Below are 22,938 nucleotides of genomic sequence, written 5' to 3'. Positions count from 1 at the left end.
CGCACCGTGTCGTCGTCCACGGCACCCATCACCGTCACCAGATCCGCACCCGCCTCGAACGCCATCCCCGCCTCCAACTCACCAGCATCCGCAGTCTTCAGATCCGCAAACACCAACTTGTCCGGATGCGCCGCCTTCACCGCAGACACCGCCGCGATACCCGCCGACTTCACCAACGGCGTCCCCAACTCCAGGATGTCCACATGCTCGGCCACCTGATCCGCCAGGCTCAACGCCGACGGAAGATCCAACACATCCAACGCCACCTGCAACTGCACGACAATTCTCCTCAGGGCCACGAGATCAGCTCGGTCCCCACAACCCTCACCCCGCCCGGCCGAACCCGGCAACACCCCAGCACATGAGGAAAACCAATCCCCCATCCACACCCCGAATAGCCGCCGGCCGGTACCGGAGCGCGGTCGCGGACCGTTGGTGACCGGATGGTCGCCGTTCGTCCTGCGCCCGGCACCGGTTGTTCGCGTGCTGTTGCAGGTCCGGGCGTGGGCGAAGAAGGTGTACCACCACCTGCACCCGTTCAACGAGCGAATGCACACGGGCTCGGCTGACCGAGTTCGAGGCGACCGACCTCCGGGAACGACGTCCTCTCGTTCCTCGATGACGCCACCGGCCGAGGCTGGGTGGTGGTCACGTGAACGGGAATCCTCAGCCCTTCGGTCTGCTGGCCGAGGTCACCCACCGGGTGCAGTTGATGTACATCGCACGCAGCCCGGTGAAGTCGGGCATCGCTCTGCCGGTCGCGGCCCGGGTCATGCCGCGTCCTCGTCGGACGTCGTGCCGCGCCGCCCGCCCAGGTGCCGGGCGAGGTGGCGTTCGACGGCCCGGTACAACCGGAGCCGATTCTCCTCGTTCTCGAAGCCGTGGCCTTCGTCCTCGGCGAGCAGGTACTCCACCGGGACGCCGCGCTCGCGCAGCGACGCGACGATGCGGTCGGACTGTGCCTGCGGCACGCGGACGTCGTTGGCGCCCTGGGCGACCAGCAGCGGGGTCCGGATCCGGTCGGTCATGGTGATCGGCGAGCGGGCGCGCATGTCGGCCTCCTGCTCGGGCACGTCCGGGTCACCGACGTAGCGGTACCAGCTGTTGGCGTTGTAGCGACGGGTGAACGGCGGCAGGGCCCGCACGGCGGTGACGAGGTCGGAGACACCCACGTAGTCGACCGCGGCGGCGAACAGGTCGGGGGTGGTGGTGACCCCGACCAGCGCGGCGTACCCGCCGTAGGAGACACCGAAGATGCCGACCCGGGCGGGGTCGGCGTAGCCCTGCGCGATCGCCCACCCGACGGCGTCGACGAGGTCGGTCTGCATGGCCCGGCCGAACTCGCCGACGGCCGCGGTCAGGTGGCGGCGCCCGTACCCGGTGGAGCCGCGGAAGTTGACCTGCAGCACCGCGTAGCCTCGGTTGGCCAGCAGCTGCACCTCGGGGTTGTAGATCCAGGGATCCTGGGACCACGGGCCGCCGTGCACCAGCAGCACCATCGGCAGGTTCCGCGGCGCCACACCGTTCGGCAGGGTGAGGTAGCCGGGCAGCTCGAGCCGGTCCCGGGCGGGGAAGCGCACCGGCTCCATCGGAGCCAGGTCGGCGGGGTCCAGGTCCGGGAAGGGCTGGAACAGGCGGCGCTTCTCGCCGGTGGCGTGGTCGTAGAACCAGCTCACACCCGGCTCGCGGTCGTGGATGAACGTGGCGATCCACCGTCGACCGGACACGTCGGAGGACAGCGTGCCGAGCACCCCGTCGGACAGCGCCGCCAGCTCGGCGTACACCGGCGCGAACGCCGGGTCCAGCACCTCGATGTGCGTGCGGTCGGCGACGAACCGGGCGGCGATCGGCTCGCCCGTGCCGCGGTGGGTGTACACCGCGGGCGGCAGGACCCCGGGGGCCAGGATGCCGAAGTTGTCCAGGCTCCGGTCCGGCACGCCCGCGACGACGGTCTCCTCGCCGGTCTCGCGGTCGATGCGGACCAGCCGCAGGTCATCGCCGCCGGAGAAGGAACCGACGAGCAGGCCGTCGCCGCTCGGGGTGACCAGCTGCGGTTGCACGCCCAGCGGGTACTCGGCCCCGCCCATCCGCTGCAGCGGCCGGGCGGCCCCGCTCGCACGGTCGATGCCAGAGATGACGACCGTCCCGTCCTCGTCCGTGGCGATCCGGAACGCGGGACGGCCCTGGCGGTCGAGCAGGGTCTCGGCCAGCGGATCGGGCTCCTCGTGGTGGAGCACGGCCTCACCGGAGGCGACGTCGACGCGGAAGACCTCGATGCGCTCGACCCGGGGGTTCATCCAGGCCAGCACGCCGCCGGGCACCGACGGCAGCTGCTCGACGGCGAACACCCGCGAGCCCGCTCCCATCGGGGTCAGGTCGACGGCCGGCTCCGGGTCGTCCCCCACCCTCCCGTCCAGGTCGACGCGGTGCAGGTGCCAGTCCTCGTTGCCGTCGGTGTCCTGCAGGTAGAGCAGCCACCGCGGGTCGTCGGTCCAGTAGTAGGTGGTGATCCCGCGGCGGGTGTCGGAGGTGACCGGGACGGCGTCGTCGTGGGTCTGGTCCACGCCACGGACCCAGATGTTGCGCCGCCCCCGGTACGGCGCGAGGTACGCGATACGGGTGCCGTCCGGGGAGATGGTGGGCACGATGAACCCGGGGTCGGCGAAGAACTCCTCGACCTCGATGAGTCTCGGCTGCGTGTCCGAGGCGGTCATGTCTGTCCTTCCGTAGGGCGGCGGGCAGAGCAGGCGAGGCCCGCGAGATCCGTATCGCACACCGTGCCGTTGCGTCATGGTCAAGCCGCGGGCCACGACCACCGCAGCGTGTGGTGCCTGCTCAGATCTGGTTCGCTCCACCGTCGACGTAGAGGTTCGCGCCGACGACGTAGCTGCTCTGCTCCGAGGCCAGGAAGGCCACGACTGCGGCCGCCTCATCAGCACGGCCCATGCGGCCCTTCGCCACGGTGGCGGCGACATTCTCCTTGACGGCCCGAGCGGTCTCCTCGTCACCGAAAGCGGCGGTGCCCCCAGGAGTCTCGATCCACGCCGGCGAGACCACGTTGACCCGGATGCCACGACCCTTGAGCTCGTTGGACCACGTCCGCGCGAAGGACCGGACGGCCGCCTTCGACGCCGCGTACGCGCCGAACGCCTCCACACCACGGTCGCCGGCGGTCGAACCGACCAGGACGATCGAAGCTCCGTCGTTGAGCAGCGGCAACGCCTTCTGCACGGTGAACAACGTGCCGCGGACGTTGACCCCGAAGGTCTGGTCGAAGTGCTCCTCGGTCGTCTGCTCCAGCGTCACGAACGCACCGACCGCCGCGTTCGCCACCAGCACGTCCACGCCCTTGCCTCGCGCCCGGACCGCGTCGTAGAGCCGGTCCAGGTCGGCCACTTCGGAGATGTCGCCGGCCACTCCCGTCGCCCGGTCCGCACCGATGGTCTTGACGGCGGCCTCCAACTCGGCCTCGCGTCGCCCGGTGACGAACACGTACGCGCCCTCGTCCGCCAGCCGTACGGCGCTGGCCAGGCCGATACCGGTGCTGCCCCCGGTGACCACCGACGTCTTGCCTTCGAACTGTCCCATGCCGGTGTCTCCATCACTCCCGATGCCGATCTGTTCGACACCTCTCGTCTCAGACTCGTGGCGCCGAAGGCACTTCGCGTCGGTAGAAGTCACGTATGGGACACCGCGATTCGCCGGCCGGGCCACGTCCCGGCCCTGACCCGCCCCGGGGAGGCGGCGGTCGACCTGACACCGATCCGGGGGGCGCGTGTGTTCGGGACCCAGCTCTGCGCGGACAGGCCCGGGACGGTGCTCGTCCAGCTCAACGCGCGCCGTCCCGACGTAGCCGACCTCTACGAGCTCGACCTCGACACCGCCCGGCTGACCGTGCTCTCCGAGAACCCGGGCGACGTCCTCTCCTGGTTGCGCACGGCCGAGGGACGCATCCTCACCTTCAGCCAGGCCGACGACGGCACGCACCTGCTGTGCGACTGGAACGCCGGCGCGCCCCGCCTGATCAGCCGGTTCTCCGGGCTCGACCACCCCTTCGGCGTCTCCCCCTCCGTCCCGACCCCGGACGGAGCGGGACTGTGGATCGGGTCGGCGCGAGGTTCGGACCGAACCCGACTGGTCCGGGTCGACCTCGACACCGGCGAGCAGATCGGGGTCGACAGCCACCCGGTGTTCGACCTCGACACCCCGCGGCCCGAGGCCGACCAGCGCTTCCCCTCCTCGCTGATCGTGCACCCCGGCGACGGAGAGCTGCTCGGCGCGCGCTACCTCGGTGCCCGCCAGAAGATCCACGCCCTCGACCCGCGCTTCGCCGAGGTCCTCCCCCGGCTGGCCGAACTGTCCGACGGCGACCTGGCCCACGTCTCCTGCGACGCAGGAGCGCAACGCTGGGTCGTGGACTTCACCCACGACCGCGACCCCCGCGTCACCTGGTCCTACGACCACACCACCGGCACCGCCCGGCAACTGTTCCGCCCCTACCCGCACCTGGACCCGGCCCGACTGGCCCCGGTCACCCCCATCACCATCACCGCCCGCGACGGCCTCGACCTACCGTGTCACCTGACCCTGCGATCGGGACGGAGCACCGCGACCTGCCGACCGTCGTCCTGCTGCACGGCGGCCCCTGGTACCGCGACAGCTGGGGCTACGACCCGGAGGTGCAACTGCTGGCCAACCGCGGCTACGCCGTGCTGCAGGTCGACTTCCGCGGCTCCACCGGCTACGGCAAGGCCCACACCCAAGCCGCGATCGGCCAGTTCGCCGGCCGCATGCACGACGACGTCATCGACGCCCTGAACTGGGCCATCAACCAGGGCTACACCGACCGCAACCGGGTCGCGATCTACGGCAGCTCCTACGGCGGCTACGCCGCACTCGTCGGGGCCGCCTTCACCCCGCACCGGTTCGCCGCCGCGATCAGCTACACCGGCATGTCCGACCTCGTCGACCTCAGCGCACGCATCGTCCGACAGCAACATCGAGCTCTACCGCACCCTGGAGCGCTTCCTCGCCCGCCACCTGGGCGGACGCACCACGGCAGAGGCCTGACCCTGGGTCCGGTCAGGGGAGCTGCAGGTCCCGCAGCTGCCGGCGGGAGGTAATGCCCAGCTTGCGGAAGATGCTGCGCAGATGCGCCTCGACCGTGCGCGGACTCAGGAACAGCTGCGCACCCACCTCCCGAGACGTCGCCCCCGTGGCCACCAACCGCGCGATCTGCAACTCCTGCGCGGTCAGCGCATCCGACGGCCGCGCAGACCGGCTGCGCGGACGCTCACCGGTGGCCCGCAGCTCACGCGCGGCACGCGCGGCGAACGCCCCCACGCCCATCTCCGACAGCATCTCGTGCGCGGTACGGAGCTGGTCGCGAGCGGCAAGACGGCGGCCCTCGCGACGCAACCACTCGCCGTAGACGAGGTGCGTGCGGGCCAGGTAGACGCGCATCCGACAGCCTCGCAGCAGCTCGATCGCCTCCCGGTAGTGCTCCTCCGCGGTGGGCCCGGCGCTGACCAGCGCGCGCGAGCGCGCCGCCAGCCCGAGCGCCCACCGGGTACCGCTGGCGCGGGCCCGCACGTCGAGCTCCACCAGCCCGGCGGCCGCGCGCTCGGGCTGCGCGGCACGGGAGGCAGCCTCGACGAGCTCGGGGAGGGCCGGGTTGACGTGCGGTGGGTCGAGAGACTCGCACGCCCCCTCCGCGGCGTCCAGCGCCGCCGCGTAGTTGCCCAGACCGTTGTGGAGCACCGCCCACGCGAGTTGCGCCAGTGCGACCTCGGCACCGTTCCCGCGGGCGGTCGCCTCCCGGACGGCAGCGGCGTGGATCTCGGCGGTCTCGGCCTCGCGACCCTGCCAGGCAGCCAGCACCAGCCGGCCGAAGCGCAGCGACACACCCCCGGTCACCTGGTTGATGGCAGTCGCCTCGGCGATCAGCTCGGTGGCCTGGGCCAGCTCGCCGGCGAGCACCGCTTCGGCCGACAGGAACAGCAGCGCGGCGGGGAGCGTGGCCAGCGCGCCGGCTTCGCGCGCGAGCCGAACGTTCCGGTGGGCCAGCACGTGGAGCAGTTCGTCGTCGAACAGCGTCAGCGCGGTACGGCTGGCCAACCACAGCCAGCGGCGGGTGCCGCCGTCGCCCGCGGCCTCGGCGGAGGGATCGTCGGCGCAGAAGGCCTCGAGCGCGCGGCGCAGTTCTGGCACGCCGGCCGCGAATCCCTGCGTGTAGATCGTCGTCAGCCCGTCGAACAGCACATCGGCAGGCCCCGGCGGGCCGGGTGGCGCGGGTGCGACCCGGGCGGCTTCGGCCACCTCCGCCATACCGCGGCCGTCTCCGAGGCCGCCGGTGATGAGGGCCGTGTCGAGCGCGTGCAGGTAGGTCTCGCGCGACAGCGCAGCGTCGAGCGGGGCGAGCGTCTTGGCCGCGTCCAGCAGCATCCCCGGCACCTCGCTGCCGCGCGTCCGGTTGAACGCGATCTGGGCGCGCAGCAGCTCGAGCCGGGCGCCTTGGAGAGCGTCCAGTGGCCCGGCCGCGGCGACCGTCAGCAACTCCACGGCGGTCTCGAAAGCACCGGCATCGTGCTTGGCGTGCGCGGCCTCGAGGGCCCGACCGGCACGGTGCGCAGGATCAGGAGTCAACGCGGCCGCTTGCTGCAGGAACGCGGCTGCGGCGGCCAACCCGCCGCGGGCCAGCGCTCGCCCGGCCGAGCGCTCCAGCTCCGCAGCGACCTCCTCGTCGGTGCCCAGCACCGCCCGCCCGCGGTGCCAGGCCCGCCAGTCGGGAGCACGCTGCGGGTCGGTCGCGGCAGCCAGCGCGGCGTGGACGCGGCGGAGATCCGGTGGCGTGGCAGCCCGGTACACGGCCGAGCGCACGAGCGGATGCCGGAACCGCACCCGGGCGTCGACGGTCAGCAGCCCTGCGGCTTCCGCGAGCGAGGCCGCGTCCCGGGTGATCCCCAGGTCCGTGGCCGCGCTCCACAGCAGCGCTGCGTCGCCGGTCGGCTCGGCTGCGGCCACCAGCAACAACGCTTGCGTCTCGGGCGGCAGGCTGCCCGAGCGCAGCGCGAAGCTCTCCTCGATCCGCCGCGGCACGCCCACGTCCGGCACGTCGAACCCGCCCCCCAGCTCCGCGGGCCGGGCGCCCCGGGGCAGCTCCAGCAGCCCCAGGGGGTTGCCGCGCGCCTCGGCCAGGATCCGGTCGCGCACCCCGTCATCCAGTGGTGTGCGGAGAGCGGCGGCGAGCAGCGCCCGCGCGTCGCTGTCGCCGAGTCCGCCCAGACGCATCTCGGGCAACCCGACGAACAGCTGGGCGGCGCCGTCGCCGGCGTCACGCAACCCCACCATCAGCACGATCCGTTCGGCTGCCACCCGGCGCGCCACGAACGCCAGCACCTGCGCGGACTCCTGGTCCAGCCACTGCGCATCGTCCACCACGCACAGCAGCGGCCGGTCCTCGGCCACCTCTGCCAGCAGGCTCAACACCGCCAGCCCCACCAGGAACCGGTCCGGCACGACACCCTCGCGCAGCCCGAACGCCACCCCGAGCGCGGCCTGCTGCGGCTCGGGCAGCGCCGCCGCCCGCGCCAGCAACGGGGCGCAAAGCTGATGCAGGCCCGCAAACGCGAACTCCGCCTCGGCCTCCGCCCCCACCGCGTCCTCGACCCGGAACCCGGCCGCGACGGCCGACCGACGAACGTGCTGCAACACGGCGGTCTTGCCGATACCGGCCTCCCCGCGCACCACCAGCACCCCGCTGTGCCCGTCCTGAGCCCGGGCAAGCAGGCGTTCGACCGCCCCGAACTCGACGCGCCGGCCCACCAGCATCGTCCGGTCCTCTCGGGACGCCGCTCCCTAGCCTTAGCCGCTGGCAGCGTACAGGTTCGCCGTGCCCCTACGCCGCTGCCCGGCAGGACCGCGTGCTGCCGGCCGATCAGGGAAGCCGCAGGTCCCGCAGCTGCCGGCGGGAGCTGATGCCCAGCTTGCGGAAGATGCTCTCGGGGTCGATTGCGGTGATTCTCACCGATGCGAACCCGCACATGGCGCGATGCCGATCGCGTCCGGGTGCGCCTGTCGGGGATCGAACGTGCCTCTCAGATGTTGGCCCCGCCGGTCACCGGAACGACCGCACCGGTGACGAACGACGCGCGATCGGACAGTAGCCAGGCCGCCGCTTCCGCGATCTCCTCAGGCCGCGCGACACGGCGCAACGGTATTCCGGCCGAGATCCGATCGACCACTCCCGGGTCCGCGTCCTCCCAGCCGCTCACCATCTCGGTCAGAGTCAGACCCGAGGCGATGGCATTGATCCGGATTCCGGATCGGGCCGTAAGCAATGGCCGCGCTCGCGCTGAGCGCGTTCACCGCACGCTTCGCCGCTGCGTAGGCAGGCATGTCGGCATATCCGGCCAGGCTGCTCACGCTGCTGTTATTGACGACCGCACCACCACCCGCCGTCTCTCGCATCGCCCGCACCTCCGCGGCCGTGGCGAAATAGACCGCCTTGTAGTCGACCTGCGTCAGCAGGTCGAACTCCGCCTCGGGGGTGTCCGCCAGAAACGCCGGGGCCGAGAGGACCCCAGCGTTGTTGAACGCCACGTCCAACCGGCCGTACCGGTCGACGACGGTGCCGATGGCCCGCTCGATCTCCGCCGCCTCACCGAGATCCGCGACCACGTACGACGCCATCGCCCCGGTCGCGACGATCTGTTCGGCCTGCTCCTTCAGCGCGTGCTCACTACGGGCACACAGCACAACCGTGGCGCCCTCGCGGGAGAACAGGCGGGCAGCGGCCGCACCGATACCTCTGCTCGCCCCGGTGACGAAGGCGACCTTCCCGTTCAGCAATCCGCTCATGTCCCAGAGCGTCGCCGGCACCGGAGACGGATGACAGGCCCAGCCCGTACCCCCCCTGATCCGTTGCCGACCTTCGGCCACCGAGCGACCATGGGGCGTGGATCGACACCAGCTCGGTGCATTCCTCCGTCTGCACCGCGAGCGGCTGGACCCCGCAAGCATCGGCCTGCCGGCCGCCGGACCGCGTCGTACCCCCGGGCTGCGCCGCGAGGAAGTAGCCGCATTGGCACATGTCTCCGCCCAGCACTACACCCGGCTCGAGCAGGGCCGCGGCTCGCTACCCTCGCGCGCCGTCCTCGGATCGCTGGCCCGCGCGCTGCGCCTTGACGACGCCCAGCGCCGGCACCTCTTCGCTCTCGCCGGGGAGGCGTTCAGCGCCCCGCCCGGCCCACCTTCCGACGTGCCGGAGCACATCCACGAGCTGATCGCCCGGCTGCGCGACACCGCGGTCCTGGTGCTCGACGCCAAGTACGACGTGCTGGCCTGGAACCCGCTTGCCGCCGCTTTGATCGAGGACTTCTCGGCCCTCCCGCCCCGCGAGCGCAACACACTTCGCCGCCATTTCCTCCACCCCGACCCCACACACGGCATGGTCGAGGACGGCCACCTCGGCCGGCTGGCCGTCGGGCACCTACGCGCAACGGCTGCGCGCTACCCGGACGACGCACCCACCCAGCAACTCGTCCGCGACCTGCGCAGGGGCAGCCTCGAGTTCATCCGGCTCTGGAACACGAGCGAGGTCATCGAGCGGCGTCATCAGATCAAGACGTTCATCCACCCCGCGATCGGCACGATCCGCCTGCACAGCGACATGCTCGGCGTCCCCGACCGCGACCAGCGTGTCGTGCTGATGACCGCGGAGCCCGGGACCCCGGACGAGACCGCAATTCGCCTGCTGTCCGTGATCGGCACGCAGCGAATGGGGGTCGCCGAATGACCTTCGAACACGTCGCCTACCGCGGGTTCAGCGATCGGTCGTAGGTAAGCAAGGGCCGCGCTGGCGGCCTTACGGAACTCGTGAGTCTTGCGATTGTCCCCCCTCATGGAGGTGCGCTACTGCGCGGGCTCGAGCAAATCCAGGAGGATCCGCTGCAGCTCGGTGCGATCGCGAGGCGCAACCCTCGCCAGCCTGCGGTCGAACTCCGTCGCAAGCGCCGCGAGCGCACGGTCCCGCGCCGCCTCACCCTGGGCGGTCAGCACGAGCCGGTGCCGCCGCAGGTCCGCGTCGTCGATCTCGCGGCGCATGAACCCCTTCGCGACGAGGTTGCGCACGTAGACCGTCACGCTCGCCTTGGGGATCAGCAGCGTCGCCGCGAGCTCGGCCGGGTACGGCGACGCGGTGACCTCGGCCAGCACGAAGAACTCCTTCGTCTCGAGCCCGAGTTCTGCCAGTTCGGCACTGCAGGCGTCCATCACGACGGTCAGCAGGCGATGGTTCAGCGTCCACAGCTGCGCGGCGTCAACCGACACACGACCCCCTCGTCCAGATGATACCGTTCTAAACTAGTTCGATGATGTACTAGTGCACACCTCGGACTGGCCAGCTACCGAACAACCTTACGCAAGAGGGGCGCTCAGGTGCTTCAGCACATCACGATCCCGCGCGGGCCGATCGAGCTCGCGGCCGACCTCCACCTGCCCGACGACATCGACGAAGCGGCACCGCTGCGCGCCGTGGTGCTCTCCACGCCCGGCAGTAGTGTGAAGGAGCAGATCGGCGCGAACTACGCATCCCGTCTCGCCGCCCGGGGCATCGCGGCGCTCGTGTTCGACCCCGCCCATCAGGGCCAGAGCGGCGGTGAGCCCCGCGACCTCGAAGACCCCTACCGGCGCGGCGAGGACATCTCCTACGCGATCGACACCCTCAGCACGATCCCCGGCATCGACCCGGAGCGCATCGGCGTCCTCGGCGTCTGCGCCGGCGGCGGCTATGCCGTCCACACCGCCCGCACGGACCACCGCATCAAGGCGGTCGGCACGGTCGCCCCCAGCGACATCGGCACGGCGTTCCGCAGCTTCCAGCCGGACGGCCCGGCGGCCGCGCTCGACACCATGGCCGACGCGCGCATCGAGGAAACCCGCACCGGTGAACTGACCCGCGCGAACTGGCTGCCCGACACCCTCGAAGACGCCGCCGCCGCCGGACTGACCGACATCGACACGACTCAGGCGATCACGTTCTACCGCACCGAGCGGGGCCGGAACGAGCACTCGACGAACCGCCGCCTCTCGCGTGGCGACTCGCTGTTGCTGGGGTACGACGCGTATCACCTGGTCGATCAGCTCATGACCCAGCCGCTGCAGGTCATCCTCGCCGGACGCATCGGCAACACCGGCTCCTACGAGTCCGGCATGCAGCTGTGGAAACTGGCACCCAACCCCGTCGATCTCATGGTGATCGAGGGCGCCGGCCACTACGAGATGTACGACGAGCCCGAGTACGTCGACGCCGCCATCGACCGGCTCGCCACCTTCTACTCGGACAACCTGTGAGCCCACCTCGCGTTGCTCGCCGGGGCGCCCAGTTCTGCCATGTGGCATGGAAGGCGTGCTCTCGCGTACCGGCGTCAGCGTTGCCCGCAACCACCTACTCGGTGGACCTTCTCTCCGCGTGCTCGATGAGGGTCGTGGCGGCCGCGCGCGCGTGGCACCCGTAGCCGGCATCGTCCAGGACCATCGCGCGACTCGCGGCCCCGTCGGCCAGAGTGACCAGCTGCTGGGCGAGGACCTCGGGTTGGACGACGCCGAGTTCGGTGACCAGATCGAACACCAAGCGAAGCATGAGCAGTTTCTGCGTGCGCGCGTAGGAGTGGGCAGCACTGTCGGGGTCGGGGAACTCCGCGGCAGCGTCCACGAAGGGGCAGCCACGCACCGGGCCGGCGGCCGGCGCAGGGATGTCGAACATCGCCAGCAGCCGATCGCGGGCGGGGATGTCCTCTCTGGTGAGTACCGCGTGCAGAGTGTCCCCGGTCTCCGCCAGAGCACGGAGCTGAGCCAGGACGAGGTCGTCCTTGGTCGGGAAGTGCGCGTACAGCGTCCGCTTCGACACCGGCGCCTGCGCGGCCACGTCCTCCATGGTCGTCGCGTTGATCCCCCGGGTCGCGAACAGCGTGCGCGCCGCGGCGAGCACCCGCTCCCGGCCACCGCGTCCCGGCCTCCGGGATCCTCCGTTCCCCACGCGGCGAAGTGTACGCGATCGTTTACATGAGGACAGGCTCCCACTAGGGTCACCCATGTAAACGTCACCGTATACTTCACCGAGGAGGATCCACCATGCGTGGTCCAGCGCTGTCCGAGGTCGCCGCGGGCGACGCCCCGCCCCGTGATCTCGCCGGGTACGCGACGCAGCTGATCCGGGGTCGCCGCGCCACCCGGGCGTTCCGCCCGACACCGGTTCCGGAAGCGACACTTCGCGCCGTCTTCGATCTGGCCGCAGCCGCCCCGTCGAACTCCAACGCGCAACCGTGGCAGGTCGAGGTGGTCAGCGGCGCCCGGCGCGACGCACTCGCGGACGCACTGGTGGACGCGAACCGCACCGGAAGGATGTCGGTCGACTTCCCGTACAGCGAGGAGATCTACACGCCGGTGCACCAGCGTCGCCGTGCCGCCTTCGGCGCCGCGCTCTACGGCGCGCTCGACATCGGCCTGGACGACCACGACAAGCGCGCCGCATACGACGCCGAGAGTCTGCGTTTCTACGGCGCCCCGCACGTCGCGATGCTGTTCGCGCCGGACACGGCAGAGGCCCGGCTGGCCGCCGACGTCGGCATGTACGGGCAGACCTTGCTGCTCGCGCTGACCGCCCACGGCGTGGCAAGCTGCCCGCAGGGCCTACTGAGCTTCTACGCCGACACCGTCCGGGATGTCCTCGGCATCCGCGGCGGGAAGCTGCTGTTCGGCATCTCGTTCGGCTACGCCGTCACCGACGCGCCGGTCAACACGATCGCCGCGGGCCGCGAGCCCCTGCCCACCACGACGCGGTTCCACCGCTGAGGTCGGGTGATGCAGGGGAATCTCACCCCTGGGCTCCCACAGATCCGGACGTCACAGTCTCCCGTTACCCGGACGGACGGCGCGCGCTGATCGTGGGCAGGAAGTTGGTGAGGTTCTTCCCTACCCTGGTGCGTGCCTTTCGGGCGCGGAAGGTGGACCTGAGGAAGCACTCTTGGCGGCTTTGTTCCTTCGTTCAGATGCCGGGCGCTGTCGGTGCGAGTGCCGGCAGGACGCGGTCGCCGATCGCCTCGACGGTCTGCAGCGCCACGTCGGCGGGGACGCCGAGCGAGGCCACGCGCAGCTGCACGCTGCTCACGCCCGCGTCGCGGAGGCGCTCCAGCCCGTCCCGCACCTCGTCGGGGCCGCCGACCAGGACCGGTTCGGAGTCCCCTGCGTCGCGCCCGATGTCCCATGCGGCCCGGTCGCGGTAGTAGGCGCGGACCCGATCGAGGTGCCGGTCGACTCGCCCGTCGTCGTCGGCGTGGATGACGCACAGCCGGTTCACCGCGACCTCGCCCGTGCCGCCCGCGGCCCGGTACGCCGCGGCCTGTGCCACCACCAGCCGGTTCGAGTAGTTCGTGGCGCCGTACCAGCCTTCGCCGAGCTCGAGCGCCCGCCGGACGGCCGCCGGCCCCCGCCCGCCGACCAGCACCGGTGGGCCTCCCGGTCGATGCGGACCCGGAACCACCTCGGGACGCCGCCAGAGCTCGCTCAACCGGATGAGCAGCTCGTCGAGCATTCGGCCGCCAGGCAGATCCGGGCCGCCGAACGCACCGCGCAGCGCGTCGCCGCCCAGCCCGATCCCGAGCGTGAGCCGGCCGTCGCTGAGCTGGTCGAGCAGCGCGGCCTCCACCGCCAGCCGGTCCGGGTGCTGTGCACGGGCGAGCAGCACCCCGGTCCCGAGCCCGAGCGTGGTGCGGGCGGCCAGGTGCGCGAGCACCATCAGCGGCGACGGCAGGTGGAACGACTCCGGTCGCGGGTGGTAGCTCTCGCCGAGCCACACCGAGTCGAACCCGGCCGCCTCGGCGGCCCGCAGCAGTGGCTGCGCCGCCCGGACCTGGGCGGCGACGGGTCCCGCTGCCATGTCACTGCCCAGGTCCAGGGCCAGCCCGACGCGCATCACTTGATCGCGATCGCATTGCTCGGCGAGCCGGCGCCGCCGGCCAGGTTGAGCGGGGACGCTGTGAGCAGGAACTCGTAGCGCCCGTCCGCAGCGCAGTCGGCCGCCAGCTCGTCCAGCGCCCACAGCTCGCCCATCGCCATGCCGAGCAGGGCGATCAGCGGTCGGTGGATCATCCCGTTGTGGTCGGGGCCGCGTTCGGGCTTCGGGAGCCCGTCGACGACGAAGTCGGAGTCCTGCGCGGGGAAGCGTTCGACGCCGGTGTTGTCCGCGGCGACCATCGCGACCCGGTGGTCCCACAACCAGCGGACCACCGCCTCGGTCTGGGCGAGCCCGGGCGTGGAGCGGGCGGAGTTCAGCGCTGCACGCTCCTGCGCCGTCAGCGCCAGGTAGCGCCCGGCCCAGCCGGTGCGGATCAGCAGCAGGTCCCCCTCCTCGAGCCGGACGCCCTGGGCGTCGGCGACGGCGTCGAGGAGGTCGGCGTCGAACGCCGTCGGGTCGTTGAGCTGCAACGGCCTGCCCTGCTCCGCGAGGTACCGGTCGACGTCGAGCAGCACTCCGCGGCCCACGATCCCGGCCTGCGCGTAGTTCTGGATCCCCAGGGTGTCTCCGGCGTCGGTGATCTCCTCCTTCGCCCGGCCACCGTAGAAGCCGTGTTCGGGGTGCCCGATGTGGCGCAGGGAGTCGATCTGGGACGACGACTGCATGTAGAAGGAGTCCACCCAGTCGTCGCGGTGGTACGGGTTGTTCGCGAACGTGTGGTGCTGCGCCGGATGACGGGTGCCGGACGGGTAGGGCTCGAACGCGTTCACCGGGAAGTCCAGGTTGAACCGCGTTCCGCTGCGGACCAGTCCTGCCGCGCGGACGACCCGGTCCGGGGTGAGGAAGTTGAGCATGCCCAGCTGGTCGTCGGCGCCCCAGAGGCCCCACGCCGAGCCCGCGGGGGCGTCGGTGCGGGCGAGCAGCTCGTCGTACGTCGGGACCATCAGGGCACCATCCCTTCGGCGCGTTCCGCTGGGGGTGCGCCGGCGTCGTCGGGGTCCTCGGCCAGCATGTCCTTGCCCCTGGTCTCGGGGAGGAAGTATGCAGCGGTGAACGCGGCCAGGCTGAGCACCGACATGAAGGCCGCCAGCAGCCAGGGCCGCCCGCCCGCCGCGGTGATCAGACCCAGGGCCGTGACGGGGGCGATCGAGGCGAGCAGTGCGGTGCTGATCTCACGGGACAGCGCCACACCGGTGTAGCGGTGCCGGGGCTCGAAGAGCTCGGTGAGGAATGCGGCCTGCGCGCCGGTCAGCGCCTGGGTGAACGGCGCCATGATCAGCACGTGCGCGGCCCAGAAGGAGACGTCGGTGCCGGCCAGGATCAGCATGAAGTACGGGATGCTTCCCACGGCGCCGAGCCCTGTCATGATCATGTATATCGGACGGCGCCCGTACCGGTCCGACAGCCGCCCGGCCACCGGGACCAGGAGGAACGCGGCGATCGCGCCCAGCAGGGAGCCGAGGAGGACGCCGGTGCGGCTCACCCCCTGCTCGACCCCGAACGTGAGCGAGTAGGTGGAGCTGACGTGGGCGTTGAAGGCGATCGGTGCGGTGAGCAGGATCGCGAGGAACAGGGTCCTCGGGGACTTCCGGAAGATCGCGACGAACGGGATGCTGTGCGACTCCTTGCGCTCCCTCAGGTCCTTGAACACCGGTGACTCCGACAGCCGCAGCCGCATGACCACGCCGATGATGACCAGCACGAAGCTGACCAGGAAGGGCAGTCGCCAGCCCCAGCTGTAGAGCTGCTCGTCCGGCAGCTGGAACACCGTGAGGCCGACGATCGTGGCCAGGATGATGCCGCCGTACACGCCGGTGCCGGGCAGCGACGCCCAGTACCCGCGCCGGTTCGCCGGGGCGAACTCCGCGACCATCACGAACGAGCCTGCGAACTCCGCGCCCGAGCCGAGGCCCTGCAGCAACCGGAGCACGACCAGCAGGATCGGGGCGAGGATCCCCACCGACTCGTAGGTCGGCAGCACACCGATCAGCGTGCTGCACACGCCCATCATGACCAGGGTGAGGCTCAGTGCGGTCTTGCGGCCGAACTTGTCGCCGATGTGGCCGAACACGATCGCACCCACCGGCCGGGCGATGTACCCGGCGCCGAAGGTCGCGAGGGCGGCCAGCGTGCCCGCGGAACCGGAGAACGACGGGAAGAAGATCGTCGCGAAGATCAGCGACGCCGCCTGCGCGTAGACGAACATGTCGTACCACTCGAGGACGGTGCCGACGACGGCCGCGGGGATCAGGGTTCGACGCTGCTGGTTCCACGACGTCGTCGTCGGGGAGGCGCTCATGGAGTAGCTCCAGTCTGCTCGGAGAAGGGTTAGGAGGTGGCCGCGGACGCGCGGCGGACGGCGGCGACGGTGTCGACCGCGGCGGCGGCCAGCATCGACGCGTCGTTGGAGCAGACGACGAAGGCGTCGCCCGCGTGGAGGGCCGAACTCGCCGCCGGAGCGGAGGCGGCGGCGGAGCCGACCGGCACGCCCGCCTCCCGGGCGGCGGCGCGCGCGGCGGCCAGCAGGTCGGCCACGTCACCGGTGCCGACGTCCATCGCCAGGTCGGCAGCGCCGAGGAACACGGCGTCGACGCCCGGCACGGCGGCGATCCGGCCGGCTTCCCGGATCGCCTGGCCGCTCTCCAACTGTGGGATGCAGAGCACCTGTTCGTTGCCGTGCCGCACGTACTCCGCCCGGGGCAGCTGACCCCACCGGCCCGCGGGGCCGGTGGAACCCGCTCCGCGGGTGCCGTGCGGCGGGAACCGGCACGCGCGGACCACGGCGTCGGCCTGCTCCGCGGTGTCCACGTGCGGCACGAGGACACCCGCGGCGCCCGCGTCGAGCACCCGCTGGATCGTCGACGCGGTGTGGTCGGGCACCCGCACCAACGGCAGCACCCCGGACGCGCGGGCCAACGAGATCATCGTCTGGGTGGTTCCGAGGTCGAGCAGGGTGTGCTCGAGGTCGACCACCACGAAGTCGAAGCCGGCGTGGGCCATGATCTCGACGGTGGTCGCGGAGCTCAGCTTCACCCACGTCCCGAGCGCCGGTGCCCGCAGCGCGCCACTCACGGCGCGGGGTACTCGTCGGCGTTGAGCACCCAGCCCGGTCTGGCCGAGAAGTCGCGCCGCGGCGGGGCGAAGATGTCGACCAGCTGGTTGAGCCCGGCACCCACGGCCTCGCTGGTGTGCACCGTAGGAGGCGGGATCACCGCCACCGACGGGCTGGGGAGGGTCTCGTGGACGTCCTCGCGCCAGCGGGAGCGGGCGGTCGTCCACGGCGTGCGGATGTGGTGGGTGAACTCCCCGCGCACCGCGAGCGAGATCTGCTCGAAGTCGTCGTGGTGGTGGGGCGAGAGCTTCTCGGGGTCACGCGGGCCCTGGTGCGGGTAGAGGAAGTTGACCATGAACGAGCGGGTCCGGAAGATCCGGCCGAAGCGGTCGGGGCTGCGCCCGATCTCCCCGACCGGGTAGACGCGCAGCCGGTCGCCGTCCACCGGGGCGGGCCAGCGGTCCTCGACGGCCACCCGCGGGTGCGGCTCGGCGTACGACGCGGCGTTGCCGGCCAGTGCCGCCACCCCGGGGGCGTCCGGCCGGAACAACCGCACCAGGTGCGTGGCGGCCCCCGCCACCACCTCGCTGTTCCCCGGCGGCACGACGACCAGGCCCTGACCGGCCAGCTGCACCTCCGCGCCGCCCGCACGGACGCCGGCGGCGGAGGTCTCGTGCGGAAGCAGCACCACGTACTCGTCGGTGTCACCGGTGCGCTCGAGGACCTCGCCCGCCACCGCGTCGGTGTAGGCGAGCACAGCGTTCTGCGCCCGCACGAACCAGGTGCGCGAGCCGAGGTCGCTCACCTCGGCGGGCGGGGCGGCGGTGAAGTCCGCGAACTCCGGGGCGGCGATGCCCTCGTCGCCCGCCCGCCGTTCGGCGGTGGCGAGCTGCGAGCGCGGATCGCTCGACGCGTACGCCATCAGTCCTCCAACCCCAGGAGGAAGGCCGGGTTGTCGCGGGTCATGCGCTGCAGGTCCTTCTCCTCGACGCCGAGGTCGAGCAGGATCTCGCCGACCCGCAGGAACGCGTCGACGGGTAGCTCCCGATTGGCCTGCCCCAGGTCGGACGCCAGCACGGTGTGCTCCGGGCCGATCGCGTCGATCCAGTCCTTGAGGATCTGCGGGTCCCACTGCTTCGTGCCCTTCGGGTCGTACATGGACACCTCGTGCTCCATGTACGACCCGAGCTCCACGATCCGGCGGGCCTGCTCCGGCTCGGCCCCGATCACGAAGTTCGGGTGGCTGACGACCAGCCTTCGGATGCCACGCGCCTTCGCCTCGGTGAAGACCTCCTCGATGCTGTCCGGGTCCATGTGCCCGCCGGAGAGCAACGCGCTGCTCTCGGCGACGAGGCCCAAGACGTCGTGCAACTCGTCGAGCAGGCGGCCGTCCTCCCTTCGGATGGACACCTCGACGTTGCGCAGCTCGACCGTCGCCGTGGGGAAGCCGGTGCCTTCCGGGTGGCAGTCGATGTGCCTGCCCGAGGAGAAGGTCGGCAGCCAGACCGCCTTGCCCCCCATGCGCAGCGACATCTCGACCGCGAACGGGTTGACGCCGCCGACCTGGTTGTTCATCGCGATCCCGCCGAAGGCGCGGCAGCTCAACCCGGCAAGCTGGTCCTTCATCGACAGGAGGTCCATCACCGTGTTGTGGTGGTGCGACTTGCACAGGATCCCCCGCATCCCCAGCCGTTCGCCCGCGTCACGGGCGGCCTCGGCGTGGGTGAAGCGACGGGGGAACGGGCTCGGCCCGGAGTGCACGTGGAGGTCGACGGACCCCCAGAGGATGTCAGCGATCGCCGTCATTGGCAGGCTCCTCGTCTCTCTAGCTCTTCGGAACCAGTTGTAGCGTCTGACGGACATGAGGACCACGATGCGACGCTCAGATCACACAGAATGGCGTCGTCTCGGAGCCGTTCGCCCTCATAGTGGACAATGAACGGACTAGGCGTCCACGATACGGAACAACGGATAGGAGCGACATGACCGAGGCAACCGACACCGGTGGTGCCGACATCCAGGTGGTCGCCCGGTGCGCGCAGGTGGTGCGGATGTTCTCCTTCGAGAACCGCACCGTGCGGGTGACGCAGGTGGCTTCCGAGCTCGGCGTCGGGCGCACCACCGCCCACCGCTACCTGGCGTCGCTCGCGAACGCGGGCTTCCTCGAGCGGGACGGCGACCGCGGGTACAGCCTGGGCCCCCTTCTCGCACACGTGGGGACCTTGGCGCTCAACGGCTTCGGGGTGGTCGAGATCGCCGACCCCTACCTACGCGACCTGGCGGACGTGGCAGAGGAGACCGCCGTGCTCAGCGTCTGGGCCGGCCGCAGCCCGGTCGTCGTGCGCTGCCACGAACCCGAGAACCGCGTCCTCAACATCTCGATCCGGGTCGGTCGCACCCTGAACCTCGACGCCGCGCAGGCGGCCGTCTTCCTCGCCTACCGGACCGACCGCGTCGACCCGCTCCTCGACCAGCTCGACGAGCCCCAGGCCGAGCGGATCCGCCGGCGGATCGACGACGTGCGGCGATCAGGTGTGGCCATCAGCGACACGATCAACGTGGGCGTGCGCGTCATCGCAGCGCCGGTCCTCGACCACGAGGGGATGGTCGTGGCCACCGTCGCGATCATCGGCACCGTGCACACGCTGTCCTCCGACCTGAACGCCGGCAAGGTACTCGCGCTCCGCGACACCGCCGACCGTCTCTCGTCGGCACTGGGCTTCACACCCTGATCACGCTCGACTTCAACTTCCCCTCACCGGAGCGGCCGTTGCCACCGGACAACCTCCCTGCGCGACCAGGTCGCCGCCTACCAGGGCACGTCCTGGATGGGCACCTGCCGGCGCGGCCGGCGAGCGACCAGTTCCAGGACCGCCCTGGCAAGAGCCGGGTCAGGGTTCGCACCACCGGTCACGTCGTGTGTCCCGTCCAGGAAATCGCGACGACTATCGGGAGAGGCGCTCCACCAGCTTCTCCTCTACGGCGGGCCACTCCTGCGTGATCACGGAGTAGACCACCGTGTCGCGCAGCGTGCCGTCGGGGCGGACTCGGTGGGCCCGCAGCACACCCTCTCGCTGAGCGCCGAGTCGTTCGTTCGCGCGCTGCGACGCCTCGTTGCGGATGTCGGTCTCGAGCGACACCCGGTTGGCTCCGAGCGCCTCGAAGGCGTGGCGCAGCATCAGCAGCTTCGCCTCGCTGTTGAGCGGTGTGCGCTGCCAGCGCTTACCGATCCAGGTGTGACCGATCGACAGAATCCGATGGCTCGAATCGATTTGGTAAAAGGACGTCGTCCCGGCCACTTCCCCCGTGGTCGCGTCCACCTGTGCCCACGCAAGCCGGGATTTGTCGGCGAGGGACTTGTCGATGATTGCGTGCATTCCCTCGACGTCGATCGGTCGGCGCACGGCGAGCCACGTCCAGATCTCCGGATCGGAGCCCGCATCGAAGAGTCCCTGGGCGTGCTCGGCGTCCAGTGGCTCGAGCCGGACCCGGTCACCGGACAACGTCGGACGATGCTTCCAGGCGTCGGTCATCAGGACAGTATACTGTATGCATCTCGGATCGGCACTCATGTCGGCAGCTCCCGTCCGAACCACCTGGGTGGGCGATACTGAGATCGAACCAGTGACCGTCGGCGTGAACTCGTGAGGCGGTCCAGCTCACCGCATCTGGCCTCGTCGTTGCGGGCTCAGCCTGAACTCGCACAACTCCCCGAAGTCGCCGGGCATGGACGGGCTGGCGAAACCAGCTCCGAAGTCGCTGCGTGGACGCAGCGGCCGCACACCCTGGCGGGCAGCCGGGTCATCACGGGTCGCGGCTGGAGCAGGTCAACGCGCTCTCGCCCAACAACATCAACAATGTCCGCCTCGAGCGCAAGCGGCTGGCCGGCCGCGGGTTCCTGGCCGAGACCGATCCAGACCTGTTCACCCAGCCTCGGCCGTAGTCGACCGATGTCGCCACGACCTGCCCGCTTCTCCCGCACGAAACGAAGAATCGGACATCAGGCCTCATACCACCCCCTGGCGGGCATACCGGCCGGGAGCCGATCCGGTAACACGGGAAAACGCGGTACTGAAGGCACTGGTCGAGCCGTAACCAACCTTCCGGGCGATCTCGGCGATCGGCTGATCCCCCTGCCGCAGAGCGCTTTTAGCCATGGCCATCCGCCAGGACAGCAGGTACTCGATCGGCGTCAGGCCCACGCGCCGAACGAACCGCTCGGCCAGGACCGATCGTGAGACCCGTGCCTCGGCCGCCAGGCCGGCCACTGTCCAGGGCCGGGCGACGTTCGCGTGGATCGCCTGCAGGGCAGCCGCCACCGGGGGGTCGCCCAGGCCTGCCAGAAGGCTGGCTGGGGGTTGCTCCAACGCCGCCGGAGCGCTGCGCAGCGCCTCCACCAGCATCACTTCGACGAGCCGGGTCAGCACCAACGAAGCACCGGGCCGGCCCGCGCCGGCCTCGTCGCCGATCAGCTCGAGCAGGCTCGCGATCCGCCCGGCGCCGTCGGTGCCCGCACGCAGGTGGACCACGGTCGGCAGCAGATCCAGCAGGAGATCGGCGTTCTCCGGCTCGATCGCGAAGTGCCCGGCGAGCAACTGCACCGCCGGCCCTCCTTCGCTGCCCAGTCTCAGGTGGTTGTCCTGGCTGCCGGCCAGTGTCCGATCCGCGTCGACGACGTCCCCGCCGGAGGCCTCGCCGATGTCACTGCTGAAGGTGAAGGCAGGCGGGCCCGACAGCAGCAGGAAGTCTCCCTTCGCGAGCCCGACCGGGCCTCCCTCGCACTGCAGCCAGCAGTGGCCGGTGGTGACCACACCGAAGTTGACGTCGGGGTTGGCCTCGAATCGCAGCACCCACCGCCCGGAGCCCTCGATCTGTTTCCAGAGAACGACGCGCGGGTGCAGCAGGCCGATCACATCGGCCAGGGGATCGGTCATGCGGACGCTCGCCAACTAGTTCAGGACTGCTGATGATAGACAGTCCGGACGGATGACGTCGAGACTCAATGCATGAGCCCACAGTCCCGCAAGACCGTCCTGATCACCGGCAGCTCGTCGGGGTTCGGCAAGGCCACGGCCGCGCTCTTCCTGGAGCGAGGATGGAACGTCGTCGCGACGGCCCGCCGCCCGGCGCCGGAGGGCCACCTCGGCCCGGACACCGAGCACCTGCTGACCTGCGCGCTGGACATCACCGACCCGGACTCGATCCAGGCCGCCCTCCGGGACGCCCTGGCCCGCTTCGGTCGGCTCGACTGCATCGTCAACAACGCCGGCGCCGGACTGTTCTCCGTCTTCGAGTCCACCCCGATGGCCACCATCCGGGCGCTGTTCGAGACCAACGTCTTCGGGATGATGCAGGTGACGCAGGCCGCCCTGCCGATCCTCGCGGCCCAGGGCAGCGGGTGCATGATCGCGATCAGTTCCGGGGCCGGGATCGTCCCTGAGCCGCTGCTGTCGGTTTACAGCGCCACCAAGTTCGCCGTCGAAGGCTTCACCGAATCCCTGCGGTACGAGGCAGCTGCGCGCGGGGTCTCGGTCAAGCTGGTCGAGCCCGGGTTGGTGCGTGGAACCAACTTCCTGGCCCACACCGCCGAGAGTGCTCAGGCCGTCCCCGTCGCCGCCGGCTACGAAACCCTCGTGCAGCAGGTGATGGGCGCGTTCGAGCAGGAGTGGCCCTACCGGCTCGCGACCGCTCAGACGGTGGCCGAAGCCGTCGTCACTGCGGCCGGCGACGACAGCACGCAGCTTCGGTACCTGGTCGGCGAGGACGTCGAGACCGCCGCCCGGATGCGGCGCGAGACCTCCGAGAAGGACTACAACGACTGGAGCCTGGCCCGCGTCGGCGCTCAGTGAGATCGCCGGTCACCCGCCCCTTC

23 protein-coding genes are annotated in these 22,938 nt (G+C 70.9%); 7 read left to right on the top strand and 16 right to left on the bottom strand.

The window, feature by feature from the left end:
- The 3 genes from CFP66_RS44615 to CFP66_RS50570 form a co-directional block, all read right to left on the bottom strand.
- Positions 1–278: orotidine 5'-phosphate decarboxylase / HUMPS family protein (locus tag CFP66_RS44615; protein WP_198962116.1), on the bottom strand; the 278-nt coding region annotated here is incomplete at its 3' end.
- 492 nt (positions 279–770) lie between these two features.
- The gene (locus CFP66_RS44610) at positions 771–2,714 is read right to left on the bottom strand and encodes a S9 family peptidase (protein WP_094931451.1); all 1,944 of its coding nucleotides are present in this window, start codon (positions 2,712–2,714) and stop codon (positions 771–773) included.
- A gap of 121 nt (positions 2,715–2,835) precedes the next feature.
- The gene (locus tag CFP66_RS50570; RefSeq protein WP_369805288.1) at positions 2,836–4,380 is read right to left on the bottom strand and encodes an SDR family NAD(P)-dependent oxidoreductase; all 1,545 of its coding nucleotides are present in this window, start codon (positions 4,378–4,380) and stop codon (positions 2,836–2,838) included.
- 194 nt (positions 4,381–4,574) lie between these two features.
- On the opposite strand from CFP66_RS50570, the gene CFP66_RS49725 reads away from it, so the two are divergent.
- Complete coding sequence (locus tag CFP66_RS49725) at positions 4,575–5,123, top strand: S9 family peptidase (RefSeq protein ID WP_233160248.1); 549 nt, start codon at positions 4,575–4,577, stop codon at positions 5,121–5,123.
- Here the strand turns inward: CFP66_RS49725 and CFP66_RS44595 are convergent.
- The 3 genes from CFP66_RS44595 to CFP66_RS44590 form a co-directional block, all read right to left on the bottom strand.
- Complete coding sequence (locus tag CFP66_RS44595; protein ID WP_094931450.1) at positions 5,083–7,830, bottom strand: AAA family ATPase; 2,748 nt, start codon at positions 7,828–7,830, stop codon at positions 5,083–5,085. The two genes, CFP66_RS49725 and CFP66_RS44595, sit on opposite strands and share 41 nt — an antisense overlap.
- A 266-nt stretch (positions 7,831–8,096) precedes the next feature.
- Entirely contained in the window at positions 8,097–8,276 is a 180-nt protein-coding gene (locus CFP66_RS50565; protein WP_369805287.1) for an SDR family oxidoreductase, read from the bottom strand.
- Positions 8,191–8,859: an SDR family NAD(P)-dependent oxidoreductase gene (locus CFP66_RS44590; protein WP_369805286.1), complete on the bottom strand. Its 669-nt coding sequence runs from the start codon at positions 8,857–8,859 to the stop codon at positions 8,191–8,193. The genes CFP66_RS50565 and CFP66_RS44590 overlap by 86 nt, the downstream gene beginning before the upstream one ends.
- A 97-nt stretch (positions 8,860–8,956) precedes the next feature.
- Between CFP66_RS44590 and CFP66_RS44585 the strand changes: the two genes are divergently transcribed.
- Positions 8,957–9,796 (top strand): helix-turn-helix transcriptional regulator, encoded by an 840-nt coding sequence (locus tag CFP66_RS44585; RefSeq protein ID WP_094931449.1) that lies wholly within the window; start codon positions 8,957–8,959, stop codon positions 9,794–9,796.
- A gap of 116 nt (positions 9,797–9,912) precedes the next feature.
- Here CFP66_RS44585 and CFP66_RS44580 read toward each other — a convergent pair whose 3' ends face one another.
- The gene (locus CFP66_RS44580; protein WP_094931448.1) at positions 9,913–10,329 is read right to left on the bottom strand and encodes a MarR family winged helix-turn-helix transcriptional regulator; all 417 of its coding nucleotides are present in this window, start codon (positions 10,327–10,329) and stop codon (positions 9,913–9,915) included.
- 108 nt (positions 10,330–10,437) lie between these two features.
- Between CFP66_RS44580 and CFP66_RS44575 the strand changes: the two genes are divergently transcribed.
- Complete coding sequence (locus CFP66_RS44575; protein ID WP_094931447.1) at positions 10,438–11,352, top strand: alpha/beta hydrolase; 915 nt, start codon at positions 10,438–10,440, stop codon at positions 11,350–11,352.
- Between the two features lie 94 nt (positions 11,353–11,446).
- On the opposite strand, the gene CFP66_RS44570 is transcribed toward CFP66_RS44575, so the two are convergent.
- Complete coding sequence (locus CFP66_RS44570; RefSeq protein ID WP_233160247.1) at positions 11,447–12,037, bottom strand: TetR/AcrR family transcriptional regulator; 591 nt, start codon at positions 12,035–12,037, stop codon at positions 11,447–11,449.
- A 95-nt stretch (positions 12,038–12,132) separates the two neighbouring features.
- Here CFP66_RS44570 and CFP66_RS44565 point away from each other — a divergent pair, with 95 nt between their 5' ends.
- Entirely contained in the window at positions 12,133–12,852 is a 720-nt protein-coding gene (locus CFP66_RS44565) for a nitroreductase family protein (RefSeq protein WP_094931445.1), read from the top strand.
- Positions 12,853–13,045: 193 nt separating this feature from the next.
- Here the strand turns inward: CFP66_RS44565 and CFP66_RS44560 are convergent, their stop codons facing one another.
- From CFP66_RS44560 to CFP66_RS44535, 6 genes are read right to left on the bottom strand one after another with little or no spacing between them, the layout of a single operon-like run.
- Positions 13,046–13,972 (bottom strand): LLM class flavin-dependent oxidoreductase, encoded by a 927-nt coding sequence (locus CFP66_RS44560; protein ID WP_143517609.1) that lies wholly within the window; start codon positions 13,970–13,972, stop codon positions 13,046–13,048.
- Complete coding sequence (locus CFP66_RS44555) at positions 13,972–14,958, bottom strand: cyclase family protein (RefSeq protein WP_094931443.1); 987 nt, start codon at positions 14,956–14,958, stop codon at positions 13,972–13,974. The genes CFP66_RS44560 and CFP66_RS44555 overlap by 1 nt, the downstream gene beginning before the upstream one ends.
- Positions 14,958–16,313 carry an MFS transporter gene (locus CFP66_RS44550; protein ID WP_094931442.1) on the bottom strand — a complete coding sequence of 452 codons (1,356 nt, stop codon included), beginning with the start codon at positions 16,311–16,313 and terminating at the stop codon, positions 14,958–14,960. Before CFP66_RS44550 ends, CFP66_RS44555 begins: the two co-directional genes overlap by 1 nt.
- Before the next feature lie 29 nt (positions 16,314–16,342).
- Positions 16,343–17,086, bottom strand: coding sequence for an HpcH/HpaI aldolase/citrate lyase family protein (locus tag CFP66_RS44545; RefSeq protein ID WP_233160246.1), 744 nt, complete (start codon positions 17,084–17,086; stop codon positions 16,343–16,345).
- On the bottom strand, positions 17,083–17,988 hold the full coding sequence (locus CFP66_RS44540) for a hypothetical protein (RefSeq protein WP_094931441.1): 906 nt from the start codon (positions 17,986–17,988) through the stop codon (positions 17,083–17,085). The genes CFP66_RS44545 and CFP66_RS44540 overlap by 4 nt, the downstream gene beginning before the upstream one ends.
- On the bottom strand, positions 17,988–18,872 hold the full coding sequence (locus tag CFP66_RS44535) for a DUF6282 family protein (RefSeq protein WP_094931440.1): 885 nt from the start codon (positions 18,870–18,872) through the stop codon (positions 17,988–17,990). The genes CFP66_RS44540 and CFP66_RS44535 overlap by 1 nt, the downstream gene beginning before the upstream one ends.
- A 176-nt stretch (positions 18,873–19,048) precedes the next feature.
- On the opposite strand from CFP66_RS44535, the gene CFP66_RS44530 reads away from it, so the two are divergent.
- Entirely contained in the window at positions 19,049–19,798 is a 750-nt protein-coding gene (locus CFP66_RS44530) for an IclR family transcriptional regulator (protein ID WP_094931439.1), read from the top strand.
- Positions 19,799–20,011: 213 nt separating this feature from the next.
- Here the strand turns inward: CFP66_RS44530 and CFP66_RS44525 are convergent, their stop codons facing one another.
- Positions 20,012–20,599, bottom strand: coding sequence for a GNAT family N-acetyltransferase (locus CFP66_RS44525; protein WP_094931438.1), 588 nt, complete (start codon positions 20,597–20,599; stop codon positions 20,012–20,014).
- Between the two features lie 230 nt (positions 20,600–20,829).
- On the opposite strand from CFP66_RS44525, the gene CFP66_RS44520 reads away from it, so the two are divergent.
- Complete coding sequence (locus CFP66_RS44520; protein WP_094931437.1) at positions 20,830–21,009, top strand: hypothetical protein; 180 nt, start codon at positions 20,830–20,832, stop codon at positions 21,007–21,009.
- Between the two features lie 64 nt (positions 21,010–21,073).
- Here the strand turns inward: CFP66_RS44520 and CFP66_RS44515 are convergent, their stop codons facing one another.
- A complete protein-coding gene (locus CFP66_RS44515) occupies positions 21,074–22,000 on the bottom strand; it encodes an AraC family transcriptional regulator (RefSeq protein ID WP_094931436.1) in 927 nt (308 codons plus the stop codon).
- 72 nt (positions 22,001–22,072) lie between these two features.
- On the opposite strand from CFP66_RS44515, the gene CFP66_RS44510 reads away from it, so the two are divergent.
- Positions 22,073–22,915 (top strand): SDR family oxidoreductase, encoded by an 843-nt coding sequence (locus CFP66_RS44510; protein WP_094931435.1) that lies wholly within the window; start codon positions 22,073–22,075, stop codon positions 22,913–22,915.
- Positions 22,916–22,938: the final 23 nt, after the last annotated feature.

Source organism: Pseudonocardia sp. MH-G8 (assembly GCF_002262885.1).
GTDB lineage: Bacteria > Actinomycetota > Actinomycetes > Mycobacteriales > Pseudonocardiaceae > Pseudonocardia.
Note: the sequence above shows the minus strand (reverse complement) of the source record. Positions and strands in the feature narration are given on the sequence as shown.